Raw genomic sequence first — 15,540 nt, forward strand, 5'->3', positions numbered from 1 at the left:
GCGGTGGATGTCTTTGAGCACGTCGGGACGGGTGTCGTTGAGGATCTCATTGCACCCCTCGAGGCCGAGGAAGTCGTCCAGGGTGAGGTCCGCGGCCTGCAACATGGTGCCCATCGCTCCGTCGCCGATGACAACGCGCTGTTTCAGCGCATCAAGCAGGGCAGAGTTAAATGGGGCAGACATGCCGTCCAGAGTAGTGGGCGCACCGACAAGCTCTGGCCGTAGGCTGGGTGGGTGAGTCCAAGTGAGTTCCCCGTCACTCCCGACGGCCCGGTCGATTTCGATGATTCCGCGGCCTTCGAGAGCCCTGACGGCTTTGCCGTCGACAGCAGCGACCGCCTCGAGGGCGACATCCCTGTCCTACGTGATCCCATCCTCGTTGCAGCTTTCGAGGGCTGGAACGACGCCGGTGACGCAGCCAGCGGTGCGGTCGAACATCTCGAGCTGATCTGGGATGCCCAGCCGCTCGCCGAACTCGATTCAGAGGACTACTACGACTATCAGGTCAACCGCCCCACAGTCCGGCAGGTCGACGGTGTCACTCGCGAAATCGTTTGGCCGGCAACACGTTTGTCGGTCTGTTCGCCTCCTGGCAGCGAGAGCGACATCGTCCTGCTTCGCGGGATCGAGCCCAACATGCGGTGGCGCAGTTTCTGCGAGGATCTGCTCGAGCTGATCGACCAACTGAACGTCAAGACGGTCGTCATCCTCGGCGCCCTGCTCGCCGATACTCCGCACACCCGACCGGTCCCGGTGACGGGCACGGCCTACAGCAGTGAATCCGCCGCCCGATTCAACCTGGAACAGACGCGGTACGAAGGCCCGACGGGCATCACCGGGGTTCTTCAGGACGAGTGCGTTCGTGCTGGTGTACCCGCTATTTCGTTCTGGGCGGCGGTTCCGCACTACGTCTCGCAGCCACCCAACCCGAAGGCCACAGTGGCCCTCCTTCAACGAGTCGAGGATGTTCTCGACATCGAGGTCCCACTCGGGGAGCTCCCGGCTCAGTCGGAGGATTGGGAGGAAGCGGTCAACGAAATGACCGCGGACGACGAGGAAATCGGCGAATACGTGCGCACCCTGGAAGAACGGGGAGACGCCGAAACCGACATCAGCGAAGCAATCTCCAAGATCGACGGCGATGCCATCGCCGCGGAATTCGAGCGCTACCTCAGACGGCGAGGCCCCGGCAGCTTCGGACTGTGAGCAAGAACACTCCAGAAGAAGGCGGAAGTACACAGCGCCCACTGCGCCTCCGGCTTCAGCTGATCGCGCTGTACGCCGGCGGGTTCCTCGGCCCGTTCGGCGGCGGCGTGGTTGCTTCGATCCTTCCCGAGATCGGTGACGATCTAGGGGTCGGTCCGTCGGCGGCCGCCTCTTCCCTCACCGCGTACCTGCTCCCCTTCGCCGCTCTGATGTTGGTGTCGGGGACACTCGGGACGCGGTGGGGCAAGGTTCGGACGGTGCGCATCGCTTACGGCGTCTACGTCCTCGCGTCGTTGGCATGCTTCCTCGCCCCGACACTCGAGATCTTCCTTGCCGCCCGGGTACTGCAGGGCTCCGCGAACGCATTCACCACGCCGCTACTGCTTGCCTCGTTGGCGGCCGCAACACCGCAGGCACGGCTGGGTCGAGCCCTCGGAGCCTTCGGCGCTTTCCAGGCCGCAGGGCAGTCGTCGGCTCCGTTGATCGGCGGACTGGCGGCCGAATTCGACTGGCGTCTGGCCTTTCTCGTCATCGCAGTGGTCGCGGGCATTCTGGGAGCCGTCGGACTTCCGAAGTCCGAAGCACCGGCAGCGACCACTCCCGCCCGTCTCCGCGATGCATTACGCCCCGAAGTGCTCCGCATCGGTATCGCTGCATTGCTCGGCTGGGGCGCCCTCGGTGGACTGAGCTTCCTGCTCGCCTTCCGCTTCGAAGACGAGTTCGGGCTGTCCCCCACCGTCCGCGGCCTACTGCTCACCGTCTTCGGCGTGGCCGGCATCCTCTCGGCCCGGCGCATCGGAATCCTCATCGATCGCATCGGCGCACGCTCCTCCGTGATGATCGGCGCCCTGGGCGGAGCAGTTCTGGTCTCCGTAGTCGGCCTTGCCGGCTTGGTGCCGGTGATCGCGATCGCATGGTTTGTCGCAGGCGTCGCGAGCCAGTTCGTGCTGGTCGGCGTCAACGCGGCGGTCCTCGGATCCGCGGGGCCGAACCGTGGCGGCGCCGTGTCCGTCGTCCAAGCGATGCGCTTCGGCGGCGCCGCTCTTGCTCCCCTGTCCCTGACACCGATTTACGACTCTTCGCCTGCCGCGAGCTTCCTGATCCCCGCACTACTGCTCGCCGTCGTCGCTCCCCTGATCATGCCGAAGCAACGCTGATCGGTCTCGGCAATTTCGAATTTGAAGTTGTGTAGGTAGTGAGTTTCTCGGCGAAAGCGACCACCGTTGTCGCGAGGCTGTCAGGCCGAACGTTATTCGGAAAATCTTGTGTTTCCGTCGTCGACAGATATTGATACCATTGGAACATGAGCGATTCTGAGTCGGAACCGGAACGGCCGATCGACATTTTTCGGCGATCGGTTGCCGTCATCGAAGAAAATTTGCCTCCTACCTGGTCTTTGTCGACGCAGCGCTCCCCCGACCTGTCCGAGGCGCCACTCCGACTCGACCTCCGCTCCCCTGACGGCTCGGTGGCCAAATTCGGCGTGTACGCCGCTCACGGTGTCCTGAGCAGCGACGTTCCCGGTATCGCCGATCGCTTCCCCACCGGTCAACCCGGCTTCGTGTGCGCAAAATATCTGTCCGAGCCGGTTCGCCGGCAGCTCGATTCCCGCGCGATTTCGTACGCAGACGCCACGGGCAACGTGTCGTTGACCGCTGATCGACCCGCCGTCTGGGTGCGTGGACGCGGAGCCGACGCCGATCCGTGGCGGGGGCCCGGACGTCCTTCCGGACAGCTGACGGGTGATCCGTCAGCTCGCGTCGTGCGTGCGCTTGCCGATTTCGCGGCGCCACTGGCGATCACTGCCTTGGTGCGCCTGGCCGGTGCGTCGACGGGAGCAACCTATCGGGTGGTTCAGACACTGTCGGATCGTGAACTGGTGACCAGGCTCCCCCGCGGTGGGATCGGTGACGTCCGCTGGCCGAAGATGCTTCGTGAATGGGCGGCTGAGGCCGGGGCCAAAGCGCCGACGCCTCACGGCTTTCACGCGCCGGACGGGTTGGAAGCACTCTTCGATCAACTGCGTCAGCTCAGCGGTCACATCTACGCCGGTACCGCCTCGGTGGCCGCCGCACCCTTTGCTCGGTACGCGCCCACTCGACGTGCCCACTTCCATGCCGACAACGTCGATCAGTTCGCCGACGCTCTCGGACTACGGCGGGTGGAATCCGGCGGTGACGTGTGGATCACCGCTCCCCTCTCACCGTCTGCCTTCGACCGATTGCTCACCCGCGACGGCATCCGCATCGTCGCCCCCAGCCAAGCGTTCGCCGATCTGCTGGTCGGCCCGGACTCCGACGAGGCGGCGGCCGAGCACCTGCTCACATGGATGATCGAGAACGAATCGCAGTGGCGACGCGCCGCATCCCCTGCTACGGATCGCCCGTAGGAAAAAGAGGGGGCGTCTCTCGCCTACCCTGTCATGGTGGAAGAAACGAGTGCGCCCGATTACGCCGCGTACGCCGACACCAATCGACTGAAGCTGTTTTCGTTCACGATCGCGGAAAAACGGGCCGAGTACCTCTGGGTACTTCGTGCCTTCGACCATGCTCGCGCCAACTACACCGTCCTGCTGCATGCCGGAGCCGTCGCGCAAATCCTCGAGAAGATCGGTGGATCGGATCCGGCGGCCGATCTGTCGGCAGCAGAGGTCACTCCCCTGTTGGATCAGCTCCACGTGTGGGAGATCCTCGAGCGCAGCTACGACGGCACCCGCGCGGCCACGCTGGCCGAGTACCGCAATCGCCACTTCGTCTACCAGTTCGGTCAGGCCGGATACCAGGTCTATCGATCAGTCGAAGACGTTCTCGCCGCACGCCTGGACTCGGCGTCGCTCTCGCGTCTCGCTTTGCCGGACCTGCTCGCAGACATGTCCGAACTCGCCGAGGCCAACCGAAGCTCCGACGGCGATCTGATCTTCCGCAAGCTCAAGCGCCTCGACTCGACACTCTCCGACATGGCTGATCGAGCCGCGCACTTCTATCTGACCCTCGGGGACCTCGTACGGACCACGGAGATCACTCCGCAGGCTTTCCTCACGCACAAGGACGCTCTGCTCACGCACATGCGGGAGTTCAGCTCCGATCTGGCGCGCTACGCCCCCAAGCTCAAGGAAGCGATCGAGCACGTCGAATCCACCGGGGTCGATCGCATGATCCGCCTCGCCGCCGCCAGTGACGAACGGGTGTTCGTCCCGATCTCCGAACGCGAGGACGACTGGGCTGCGCGTTGGCGAGGATTGACCGCCTGGTTCGTCTCCGCGGAATCGGGGATCAGCGAGTCCGAGCGTCTACGTGAGGGCACGATGAGCGCGATCGCCGCGGTTCTGGCGCTCCTTCGCCGCGTCACGGAAACCCGTCGCGGCGGCGTCAGCCGTGAGAGCCAGCTCCGGCACCTCGCCGGCTGGTTCGCCGCCACGCCGTCCGAAGACGCAGCTCATGCTCTGTTCCAGGCAGTGTTCGACCTCGGTCGTCCACGCCATCTCTCGATGGTGCATCCGGACGCCGACATCATTTCGCACTCACGCTCGTGGTGGGAGGCACCGCCGGTCGAGATCGCGCGAACACTCGCCGAAACCGGTCGCCCGCCCTCACCCGGCTTGCCGAGCAAAGTCGCCCGCAACGACGGCAGCATCCGCCGCCTGCGCGAAGAGCAGTTGGCGGCGCAACGTACGCGCAGTGCCGCGGCGCAATCACTCGCGTCGAACGGCGTCTATCAGCGTGAACTCAACGAGCAGGAGACCGAAGTTTTGCTGAGTCTGCTCAATGCAGCACTGACCGCGCGCGTTCCGGTGGTGGGACGCGTCAAGAGCTCCACCGGTAGTGAGAACGGGGTGAAGCTGACGCTCAGTCCCTCGGACGGTTCGACCACCATCAAGACCGCCCGCGGGCGTATGCACCTCGACGGGATCGAGGTCAGTGTTCGATGAGAGCTCGCGAGATCACGCCCCTTGCCCTCGACTCGTATCAACGCGCGGCGCGAGTGATCCTGTCCAACCACCTGATCACCTCGACGTACCCGGATCGAATTGCGTTGCCGCTCTTGCGCCGGTGGGCCACCGAGCTGCGTGACGACCTACTCGAACTGTTCGGCTACCGCCTCGAGGTGACGGAGACCACCGCGCGCCTGTTCACGGTGTCGGATCGACTCAACCCGTCGGCACCGGCCCGAACTTCCTCCGAGCGAACCTTCGATCGCACGCGTTACGCCTACCTGGCATTGTGCCTGGCCGCGTTGGGCCGCGCCGGAAACCAGATCACGTTGTCGGAGTTGGCCGATCACGTCGCGGCCGATGCTGCACAAGTCGACGGCGTCGAACTCTCCACCGATCGTGCGTCCGACCGCGACGCCTTCGTCGACGCAGTGGGCTGGCTCGGAGTCAGAGGCGCCATCGCCCTCGCCGACGGTGACGCAAACGGCTGGGCGTCCAATCCCGAAGCGGGAGAAGCGCTCTACGACATCGACCGTTCCGTCGTCGTAGCGCTGTTCCGTCCACCGCGCGCCCTGCAGCACCTTCACTCCATCCGCGGACTCCTGGCCGCCGAGACCTCGAGCGCCTCCGAGGACGACGGAATTCCCGTGGACGCGAAAGAGATCGGACGCCGAGTACGTCGGGCACTCGTCGAGCGCCCGGTCGTACTGGCCGGTGAACTCGATCAGCACGAATTGATCGCGTTGGCGCAGCCCAAGACCGCGTCGGAAGTCGAACTACTGACGGGGTTGGTGGCCGAGCGCCGCGCCGAGGGAATCGCGATGATCGATCCCACCGGTCGCCTCTCCGACGTCCGCTTCCCGAGCACCGGAACGATCGCTCAGGTGGCACTTCTCCTGGCCGGCGAGATTGCCGACCGCGTACTCGACGTCGACGCTCCTGAACTGCCGAAACTTCCGATCCCGCACGTGTCGGACGATCACCTGATCGAACAACTCGATGCCGCCATCCCCGAGGCCGGGATCTTCGAGGACCTCGCCGACGAGGACGACGACTTCGTGCTGCCCGCCGGCGAACCGGCCGAGCCACCGCCACCCGTCACGTACCCGAAAATCGACGACGACTGGCTCGCTGACAAGGTCACCGAGTTGGTGGACCAGTTCGGGCGAACTTTCGCGGCGCAGTGGCAGGCCGATCACAACGGGCTGCGCAAGCAGGCGCTCGGGTTGCTGCAACGTCTGCGCCTGACGCATGCGGTCGACGGCGGCGTACTGGTGTTGCCCGTCCTTGCCCGGTACCGCGACGTCGTGGTCTCCGTGCGCGAACGCGATCCTCAGATCGACTTCGCGGTGGACAACTCCGCACCGGATCCGGTCGACGAATTCGGCCCCGAACCTTCCCCCAACGGCGAACTATCAGAGGTAGAGAACGTATGAGCAACGCCCGCTTCCGACCTACTCGGGCTGGAATCATCAACCTCTGGGATTACCGAGACCAAGAGTTCTCGTTCGCCGACGGTCGACTGGTTCTGCGGGGACCCAACGGATCCGGCAAGACCAAGGCCCTCGAGGTCCTGTTCCCGTTCGTCTTCGACGGCCGCATCGAACCGCGGCGCCTCAACCCGTTCGCCGGTGAAGAGCGCACGATGAAGTCCAACCTGCTCTACCGCGGTCAGGACAGCGCGCACTCCTACGTGTGGATGGAGTTCTGCCGCGGCTCCCTCGAAGATCCCGAGTCGGTGACCGTGGGCATCGGCATGCGCGCAACCCGCACCAACGACAAGGTCACCCGCTGGTACTTCGTCGCCGACGGCCGCGTCGGAGTCGACTTCTCGCTGATCGGCAACGACGATCGTCCTCTCACCAAGAAGCAGTTGGCCGAACAACTCGGCAGCGATTCCATCACCGACCGTCCCCTCGACTACCGCACAGCCATCGACGCGCGAATGTTCGGTCTCGGTGTGCAGCGCTACGACCAGCTGATCAATCTCATTCTCACGCTTCGCCGCCCCCAGCTCGCGAAGAACCTCGACCCGAAGGGCCTTTCGCAGGCACTCACCGACGGTCTCCGTCCACTCGACGATCAGTTGGTCCTCGAAGCTGCGCGTTCGTTCAGCGACATGGAGGAAGTCGGCCGCGCGCTCGAGGGGCTCGCGGCCGCCGATCAGGCAGCCCAGAGTTTCATCGGGGTCTACACCAAGTACCTGCGTCAGCAGTCTCGCGGAGAGATCGAACAGGTCAGCACCCGCCTCGCAGCGGTCACCAGAGGTGTTGCCGCCATGGACGAGTCGTCGCTCGCCCAGACCCGCAGCCGTGAGGCGCGGGCAGCAGCCGAGGAGCGCTTCAACCAGGCCGAGCAGGCACTCGAGAACGCGCGCGCCAATGTCGAAGCACTGCAACGCTCGAGCGCGTACGAAGGCAAACAGCAACTCGACGACCTCGCCCAGGCCGTCGCGACGCTCAAGCTCTCGACCGAGCAGCAGGCAGACAAGTCCCGGAAAGCGCAGGCCGCACTCGCTCAACGCGGCGACGAAGCCGACAAGGCTGCATCGTCGGTCAAGCGTGCGGCCGAAGCACTCTCGCGCGCCGAGGACGAACTTCAGGCAGCAGCCGAGGACGCCGGCATCGTCTGGACTCCCCTGCCCGACGGCTCACGCAGTGACCAGATCACGGCAGCCGTCCGTGGCCATGCCGAGGAGCGTGACGGTGACGTACGCGTCGTCCGCACCGCACTGGCGACCGTCGAGAAGGCGGCGACCGAACGAACCCGGGCCGAAAACAGCTCTCGCCGTGGACAAGAGCTGCTCGAAGCGTCCAAGGCCGCGGTACTCGAGGGCGAAGCTGCCGTGGAACTCGCACGCAGTCAGTGCGCCAGCGGGCTGCGCGCGTGGTGGACCGATCACTCCTCCCTGTTTTCGGCTGTCGGCGCCGACACGTCGCTGTTCGAAGCTCTCGACGCGGCGCTCGCCGAGGTCGGCGACGAAGACGCTCCGGCGCTGTCCGCAGTTCTCGCCGAGCACACCGAGGCCGGCACCGAGACGCTGCGCGAGCGTCGACGTGAGGCCGAAGCTGAAATATCTGCATCACACGCCTCCATCGCGGCTCTCAAATCCGAGCGCAAGGCCGTCTCCGCGGAACACGACGACGCTCCGCCTGCCTTCCACGCACGCTCCGACAACCGCAGTGAACTGGGTGGTGCACCGCTGTGGCAGTTGGTGCGCTTCGCCGATTCCGTCGAACCAGACGTGGCCACGGGAATCGAATCCGCACTCCAGGCGGCAAATCTGCTCGACGGCTGGGTCTGCCCGGACGAGAAGATTCCCGAGCACGTCAGCGAGCAGTTCCTGACGGCTCTGCCCGTCAAGCAGCGTCCGAAGGGACGAACGCTGGCCGACGTCCTCGAGGTCGAAGGCAATGCCGACGTACCCGACGCTCGGGTACAGGACATTCTCGCGTCGATCAGTCTCGTCGAGGCGCCGGGCGACTCCGACGCAAGCGTCGCGATCGGCGTCGACGGCCGCTTCTGGCAGGGCGTCGCGCGTGGCCGGCACGTCAAGGCCGACGCCGAGTACATCGGCACCACAGCACGGGCGCGTCGACGCGAGGCTCGGATCACCGAGATCGACGCGGCTCTGGAAGAACTTGCCGCGGCAGTCGATACGGCCAAGGCACTGGTGGCGCAGACCAACGAGCAACTGAGCCGGATCAACTCTGCGGCAAAGGAATTGCCGAAGACAGGTTCGATCCTGCGCGCAATCAAGACGGTCACCGAATCCGCCGGCGCACTCCGTACTCGCTCGGAGGCCACGGAAACGGCACAACGCGAACTCGATGCGGCGATCGCTGATCTCGCGGCGAAGGAAAAGCAACTCCGAGCGACGGCGTCGCAGCACCGGACGCCGCATATCGGCCGTGAACTCGACTCCCTCGCGGCGGCGATCCGTCATTTCGAGAAGCAGGGCGAACTGGCGCTGCGCTGCCGACGGGAGCATGCCAAGGAAGTCGAACTCGAACGCGAGTCTCGCGACCGTCTCGACGAATCACGCGCCAATGCGGAGGAATTCGCCGAGGAAGCCGCCATCGCCGAGGAGAGTCTGCTCCAGCAGGTGCAGCGTCTCGAGACGCTGCGCGACACCCTCGGTGCCAGCGCCGAGCAGATCGACCTGGACCTGGCAAAAGCCCGCGCGAAGATCGAAGAATGCAAGGTCGAACAGCGTGCGGCGCGAAAGGCGTACGACGCCGCCGTCCTCCAGATCGGCACGGCGGAGGGTGCGTACAACACCGCCGTGGAGACTTTGCGTCACACCCTGACCGAAACCCGCAGTGATGCAGAGCGACTCGCACCCTACGCGCGCCCGGACCTTCTCGAGTTGTTGGGCGTCAAGGAACATCTGAGCTGGCCGGCAAGTTCAGCGGCGTGGATGAGCCCCGATCAGTTGGTCTACCGCATCCAGAACGAAGATCGCAGCGAGGACGCAGCCCACCCGCCCGTCCTCCCCGAAGACGTCGACAAGTTGTACCGAGCGCTCGAGGCTGCGACCTCGGCAGTCCGAGTCACCGACGGCGCCCGAAAGGCAACCCGCACGGCACTGACCTCGGCGCTGCAGGACTTCGACGCGCAACTCGCAGCAGCCGGACAGGACTACCGTCTGCAGTGGGATGCACCGGATGGGCTGACCGTCGTACGAGTCCAGGACGATCAGGGCTATTCGTCGATCGGCGAGTTCGCAACGCGGATCCACGACGCTCGCGGCGATCAGGAGCAGTTGCTCACCGAATCCGAGCGTCGCATTCTCGAAGATGCCCTGTTGACGGGATTGGCTCAGCAGATCCACGAGCGCACGGTCGACGCACGCGAGTTGATCGCACAGATGGGCACCGAGATGCGTGAGCGTCGGATGTCCTCAGGTAATACCATCGGCGTTCACTGGGTGCTCGCCGACAACCTCGACGACAGCTCGCGGGCGATCTCCAAGCTGCTGGATCGAGACGCGTCGGCCCTCGGCGTCGATGAACTGGCAACTCTGCGAGCACATTTCGCGACGCAGATCCGTACCGCCCGCGCGGCGCACCCCGAACGCTCGTACCCGGAGATTCTGTCCTCGGCGCTCGACTACCGTCAATGGCGCGTGTTCTCGTTCACCCTCATCAGCGGTGAGGGCAAGGAAGACCGTCTTACCGTCGCGCGGCACAGCGCGCTGTCCGGTGGCGAGCAGTCCGTCTCGCTGCACCTTCCTTTGTTCGCCGCGGCGCACGTCATGTTGGACTCGGCCGACCCGCACGCCCCGCGTCTGCTGGCACTCGACGAGGCCTTCGCCGGTGTCGACGACAACGGTCGCAGCGAGCTTCTCGGCTTGAGCGTTCAGTTCGACCTGGACCTCTTCATGACCGGCTACGACCTGTGGATCACGTACGCAGACGTCCCCGGCTGTGCGCACTACGACCTCGCGCACTCCACGGCCGAACAGGCTGTCAGCGCCGCGCTGCTGGTCTGGTCGAACGGTGAGCTGCTCGCCGAGCACGACGGAACGGATCTGGCGAGGGCATTGGGCTCGCCGCTACGGCGCCGGGTGCCGACACCCGCCGAAGGTGCGTTGGACTACGCCTAGAAACTGCTGTGCGCCTTTATTAACCGCGGGCGGTTTATAAAGGCGCACAGCAGGGGTTCAGCGAAGCGAAATACCCAGTAGGGCGTCGACGGCATCGGCGAACTCGCCGGGTGCCTGCGTGTCGGATCCGCCGCCCTCGATGGCGCGGCGGGCCCAACCGTCGAGCGCGTCGAGCGCCTTCGGGGTGTCGAGATCGTCGGCCAGGTGCTGACGCAAACGCGCAACAGTGTCAGTGGCTGCCGGCGCAGAACCGAGAGCCGCGGCCTCGCGCCACACCTTCAGGCGCGACTGAGCATCCGCGAGGACCTGATCAGTCCACGCGCGATCCTGGCGGTAGTGGCCGGACAGCAGTCCGAGACGGATTGCCGCTGGGTCCACCCCCTCACCGCGCAGCTTGGAAACGAAGACCAGGTTTCCGCGACTCTTCGACATCTTCTCGCCGTCGAGACCGATCATGCCGGTGTGCACGTAGTGCCGCGCGAAACGGCGATCACCCGTTGCCGATTCGGCATGCGCGGCCGAGAACTCGTGGTGCGGGAAGATCAGATCGCTGCCACCGCCCTGGACGTCGAAGCCGGAGCCGATGCGGTTGAGTGCAATGGCCGCGCATTCGATGTGCCAGCCGGGGCGCCCCGGCCCGAAGGGTGAGGGCCACGAGGGCTCGCCCGGACGCTCCGCACGCCAGACAAGTGCGTCGAGCGGATTGCGCTTTCCGACGCGATCGGGATCTCCGCCGCGTTCGGCAAAGAACTTCTCCATCGTCGCGCGGTCGTAGCCCGACTCGTAGCCGAACTGCTCGGTCGCGTCGGCACGGAAGTAGACGTCGGGGAACTCCGCGTCGTCGACGATGTACGCGGCGCCGGACGCCACGAACTTCTCCACCAACTCGACTACTTCGTTCACCGATTCGACGGCGCCGATGTAGTCCTTCGGCGGAAGCACACGCAGCGCTTCCATGTCCTCGCGGAAGAGTGCCGTCTCACGCATGCCGAGGACGATCCAGTCCTCGCCGTCGCGATTGGCTCGCTCGAACAGCGGGTCGTCCACGTCGGTCACGTTCTGGACGTAGTGGACATCGTGTCCGGCGTCGCGCCAGATGCGGTTCACGAGGTCGAACGTGAGGTACGTGGCCGCGTGGCCGAGGTGGGTGGCGTCGTACGGGGTGATGCCGCAGACGTACATCGTCGCCTTCTCGCCCGGGGTGACGGGGCGAACCTGACGGTCGGCTGTGTCGTACAGCCGCAACGGCGGCCCCTGACCGGGAACGGACGGGAGTGCGGTATCGGACCAAGACTGCATGCTGCCGAGCCTAGTGGAGACTGCTCTGAGGCTGGGAAGGTGCTGGCTGATCCTGCTCTGGTTCGGGCGTCGACGCGAGCTTGCTCGGCCACCAGATCTTCTGACCGATGTCGTAGGTCAAGGCCGGGACCAGCAAGGATCGGACGATCAGAGCGTCGAGCAGGACACCGAACGCCACGATGAACGCGATCTGGGCGAGGAACAACAGCGGGATCACCGCCAACGCCGAGAAGGTTGCTGCCAGAACAACTCCGGCAGATGTGATCACCCCGCCGGTCACCGTGAGTCCCCGCAGAGCGCCCGCCCTGGTGCCGATCTTCAGCGCTTCCTCACGCACCCTCGTCATGAGGAAGATGTTGTAGTCGATTCCCAGAGCCACGAGGAACACGAACGCAAAGAGCGGGACCACCGGATCCGCGCCGGGGAAACCGAAGATGTGGTCGAACACCAGCGACGAAATGCCCAGTGTCGCAGCAAACGAGAGCACAACGGTGCCCATGAGAAGCAGCGGTGCGAGAAGCGAACGCAGCAAGAGCGAGAGAATCACGAACACCACGATGATCACCACGGGAATGATGAGTGTCCGGTCCCGTGTCGAGGTGGTCTTCGTGTCGAGGTCGGTCGCAGTGACGCCACCGACCAATGCGTCGGCGCCCTCCACTGAGTGAACTGCATCACGCAGTCGCACGATGGTGTCTTCGGCCTCGAGCGAGTCGGCAGCGTCAGTCAACGTCGCCTGCAGGGAGACTCGCCCGTCGACAACCAGTGGGGCTCCCCCGTTCTGCACGACGCTTACGTCGCTGACACCCTCCACGCGACTGGCTGCCGCAACGGCATCCACTTGGTCTGCATTCGCGATGACCACGGCCGGTGAACCCGAACCCGCGTCGAAGTGCTCGCCGAGAATCTCCTGGCCTGCAACCGAATCGACATCGAGCAAGAAGATGTCGGACGACGAGACACCGCTGGCTTTGAACTGCGGCATCATCATCGCGAAGATCACCAGCACCAGCGTCGACGCCACCCAGAAGCGGCGCGGATGCCTACCGATTCGAGCAGCGAGCCCGGCCCAGAACCGGTGATCGTTCGCCTCGTCGTGGTGCTCGCGGTCGGCATCGAACTTCGGCTTGGTCGGCCAGTACGCCGTCCTCCCGAACAGAACCAGGACAGCAGGTAGGAAGGTCATCGATGCGAGGAAGGACGCGGCGATACCGATGGCGGCCACCGGACCGAGTCCGCGGTTCGAGTTCAGGTCGGAGAGCAACAGGCACAGAACGCCCGCGATGACCGTTCCTGCAGACGCTGCGACAGGTTCGAGCGTCGCGCGCCACGCAGTGCGCATTGCTGCGTACTTGTCCTTCTCGATCCGCAATTCTTCCCGGTAGCGAGAGACCAGCAGTAGCGCGTAGTCGGTGGCGGCACCGAACACCAGGATGAACAGGATGCCCTGGCTCTGACCGTTCAGTGCGATGACGTCCGCGTCCGCGAGCAGATACACGAGCAAGCTCGACAATCCGAGTGCGAAGATCGCCGAGAAGATCACCACGAACGGCAGGATCGGGCTTCGGTAAACGATGATCAGGATCACGATCACGACGGATCCGGCTACCAACAACAGCAATCCGTCGATACCGGCGAATGCTGCCGACAGATCCGCAACCTGCCCAGCGGGGCCGGTGACCTTGACTGTCAGTCCGTCAGGGCTCGACTCCAGCGCCGCGCGCAGCGCTTTCACGCTGTCCTTGACTTCGAGGGTGCTGTCGACCGGCAGGAACATCTGGAGTGCCTGGCCGTCGGCCGACGGGATCGGCGGCGATGAGGCGTCGCCGAATCCTTCGGTACCGACAAACGAATCGACGGTCTGGGAAAGGAAGGTGGAGTCGGCGGGCTCGAGGCCACCCGGTCGTTCCGCCACGATGATGGCCGGCACGAAGCGCGTGTCCGTGAAGCTCTCTTGAAGCTTTGCCACCTCGGTCGCTTCGGCCGACGCGGGCAGGAACGACGTGTTGTCGTTCTGCTGCACCGTGCTGAGCTTTCCGGCGAACGGACCGCCGAATCCTCCGATTGCCAGCCAGCCGATCACGAGGAGAGCTGGCACAATCCATCGAAGGCGACGAACAGGACGATTTTGTACTGGTGTGCTCACTGGGTCTCCAGGGATCGGCAGCAGAGGACTTGCCGACTATTTTGTTCAGCATGCTGAGTAATTGCAAACGGAAGGCAGAAAAATGAGCAGCGACGGCCTGGACGACTGGCCCACCGGCCGGCTGTTGTCCACCGCTGCACGCCTGGTGGAGCACTCATGGGAGAAGGTCTTGCGGTCTCAGGACATGACGCACGCGGGCCTGATCGTGCTCCACTCGATCGCCGGTGGGGCGGCGTCTCAACGCGACATCGCGAAGAACGCCCGAGTCACCGATCAGACGATGAGCCGCACGATCGACCGTCTCGAACGAGCGGGTTACGTCACTCGTGACACCGATCCGAGGGACGAGCGTCGGCGCGTGATCGCGATAACCGACGCCGGAAGACTGACGTACGAGCGACTACTGACGCTCGAGAAAGAAGATGCGGCGTTGACCGTCGGCGTCGGGGATGTCGCCGCGCTGCGCGAACAACTACTGCGATTGGTTCGCTCACCCGGATTGAAGACGGCAACTCGCGAACAGCAGGAAACGTCTCGCGACTAGAAGGCCGGCCAGGGAATCGTTCGATGGCCGTTCGGCTCAGGCATCACAGCGGACTCGGCGAACTGCATCGCCCGCACCGCCAAGGCCACGATTTCCTCTTCGGTGATCAGTTCGGACAACTCGTCGCCGAGATCCCCGTCGAGAGTTGTCGCGAATTCGGCGACGTCGGCGATCAAAGCACCGGGTACGGGCTGCCCGGCCCACCCCCACAACACGGTCCGCAGCTTGTTCTCCGAGTGAAGACAGATTCCGTGATCAACGCCGTACACCGAGCCGTCGACGCCTTCGAGGGCGTGACCACCTTTGCGGTCGGCGTTGTTGATGAGGACGTCCAGAACGGCCATTCGCTGCAGCCGTGGATCGTCCGCATGGATCAGGGAGACTGGTTCACCCTCCGAGTCGAACGCCTGCAGGACCTCGAACCACCCCGGCGGAACGTTGCCGGGACTGCACAGGTCCACCATCTCGAGTCCGCCAGATCCATCCGCGCGGCGATCGACGGTGTCGATCCATCGCTGCACCATGCCTGGACCGAAGGGGCCGTCCCGCAACACTGTTCGCGGAATCACTCCCCAACCCAGCGCCTCGGACACGCGGTACGACGCGACCTCACGCCCCGCCAGAGTGCCGTCCGGGAAATCCCACAGTGGGCGTTCACCCCGGACCGGCTTGTAGACCACGCGGGTGGACTTCTCCCCCAGAGTCGACTCACATACCAGCGTGGCGTTGCTCGCCGTGGTGATCTGACCGATCAGAGTCAGATCACCCTCGAGCAGAACGTCCGGCACACCAGATTCGGACACGAC

11 protein-coding genes are annotated in these 15,540 nt (G+C 64.8%); 7 read left to right on the top strand and 4 right to left on the bottom strand.

Annotated elements, in window-relative coordinates:
- Window positions 1-183 (bottom strand): homocysteine S-methyltransferase family protein (locus ASU23_RS34315; RefSeq protein WP_058038809.1); only part of this gene is annotated, 183 nt, incomplete at its 3' end.
- A gap of 168 nt (window positions 184-351) precedes the next feature.
- Between ASU23_RS34315 and ASU23_RS23795 the strand changes: the two genes are divergently transcribed.
- The 6 genes from ASU23_RS23795 (at window position 352) to ASU23_RS23820 (ending at window position 10,745) form a co-directional block, all read left to right on the top strand.
- Window positions 352-1,206: a PAC2 family protein gene (locus ASU23_RS23795; protein WP_223257810.1), complete on the top strand. Its 855-nt coding sequence runs from the start codon at window positions 352-354 to the stop codon at window positions 1,204-1,206.
- A 41-nt stretch (window positions 1,207-1,247) separates the two neighbouring features.
- Window positions 1,248-2,363, top strand: coding sequence for an MFS transporter (locus ASU23_RS23800; RefSeq protein ID WP_172827087.1), 1,116 nt, complete (start codon window positions 1,248-1,250; stop codon window positions 2,361-2,363).
- Between the two features lie 146 nt (window positions 2,364-2,509).
- A complete protein-coding gene (locus tag ASU23_RS23805) occupies window positions 2,510-3,595 on the top strand; it encodes a hypothetical protein (RefSeq protein ID WP_058038811.1) in 1,086 nt (361 codons plus the stop codon).
- Window positions 3,596-3,628: 33 nt separating this feature from the next.
- Complete coding sequence (locus ASU23_RS23810) at window positions 3,629-5,134, top strand: TIGR02677 family protein (RefSeq protein WP_058038812.1); 1,506 nt, start codon at window positions 3,629-3,631, stop codon at window positions 5,132-5,134.
- On the top strand, window positions 5,131-6,573 hold the full coding sequence (locus ASU23_RS23815; protein WP_007733762.1) for a TIGR02678 family protein: 1,443 nt from the start codon (window positions 5,131-5,133) through the stop codon (window positions 6,571-6,573). The genes ASU23_RS23810 and ASU23_RS23815 overlap by 4 nt, the downstream gene beginning before the upstream one ends.
- Window positions 6,570-10,745, top strand: a complete 4,176-nt coding sequence (locus ASU23_RS23820; protein WP_058038813.1) for a TIGR02680 family protein — start codon at window positions 6,570-6,572, stop codon at window positions 10,743-10,745. The genes ASU23_RS23815 and ASU23_RS23820 overlap by 4 nt, the downstream gene beginning before the upstream one ends.
- Before the next feature lie 57 nt (window positions 10,746-10,802).
- On the opposite strand, the gene mshC is transcribed toward ASU23_RS23820, so the two are convergent.
- Together mshC and ASU23_RS23830 are read right to left on the bottom strand one after the other, a co-directional pair.
- The gene (gene mshC, locus ASU23_RS23825) at window positions 10,803-12,044 is read right to left on the bottom strand and encodes a cysteine--1-D-myo-inosityl 2-amino-2-deoxy-alpha-D-glucopyranoside ligase (protein WP_058038814.1); all 1,242 of its coding nucleotides are present in this window, start codon (window positions 12,042-12,044) and stop codon (window positions 10,803-10,805) included.
- Between the two features lie 10 nt (window positions 12,045-12,054).
- Entirely contained in the window at window positions 12,055-14,145 is a 2,091-nt protein-coding gene (locus ASU23_RS23830; protein WP_225320402.1) for an MMPL family transporter, read from the bottom strand.
- A 127-nt stretch (window positions 14,146-14,272) separates the two neighbouring features.
- Between ASU23_RS23830 and ASU23_RS23835 the strand changes: the two genes are divergently transcribed.
- Window positions 14,273-14,734 (top strand): MarR family winged helix-turn-helix transcriptional regulator, encoded by a 462-nt coding sequence (locus ASU23_RS23835; protein ID WP_003946187.1) that lies wholly within the window; start codon window positions 14,273-14,275, stop codon window positions 14,732-14,734.
- On the opposite strand, the gene ASU23_RS23840 is transcribed toward ASU23_RS23835, so the two are convergent.
- A complete protein-coding gene (locus ASU23_RS23840) occupies window positions 14,731-15,537 on the bottom strand; it encodes an SCO1664 family protein (protein WP_082661460.1) in 807 nt (268 codons plus the stop codon). The two genes, ASU23_RS23835 and ASU23_RS23840, sit on opposite strands and share 4 nt — an antisense overlap.
- Between the last annotated feature and the right edge of the window lie 3 nt (window positions 15,538-15,540).

Source organism: Rhodococcus sp. KB6 (assembly GCF_001445685.1).
GTDB lineage: Bacteria > Actinomycetota > Actinomycetes > Mycobacteriales > Mycobacteriaceae > Rhodococcus_F > Rhodococcus_F qingshengii.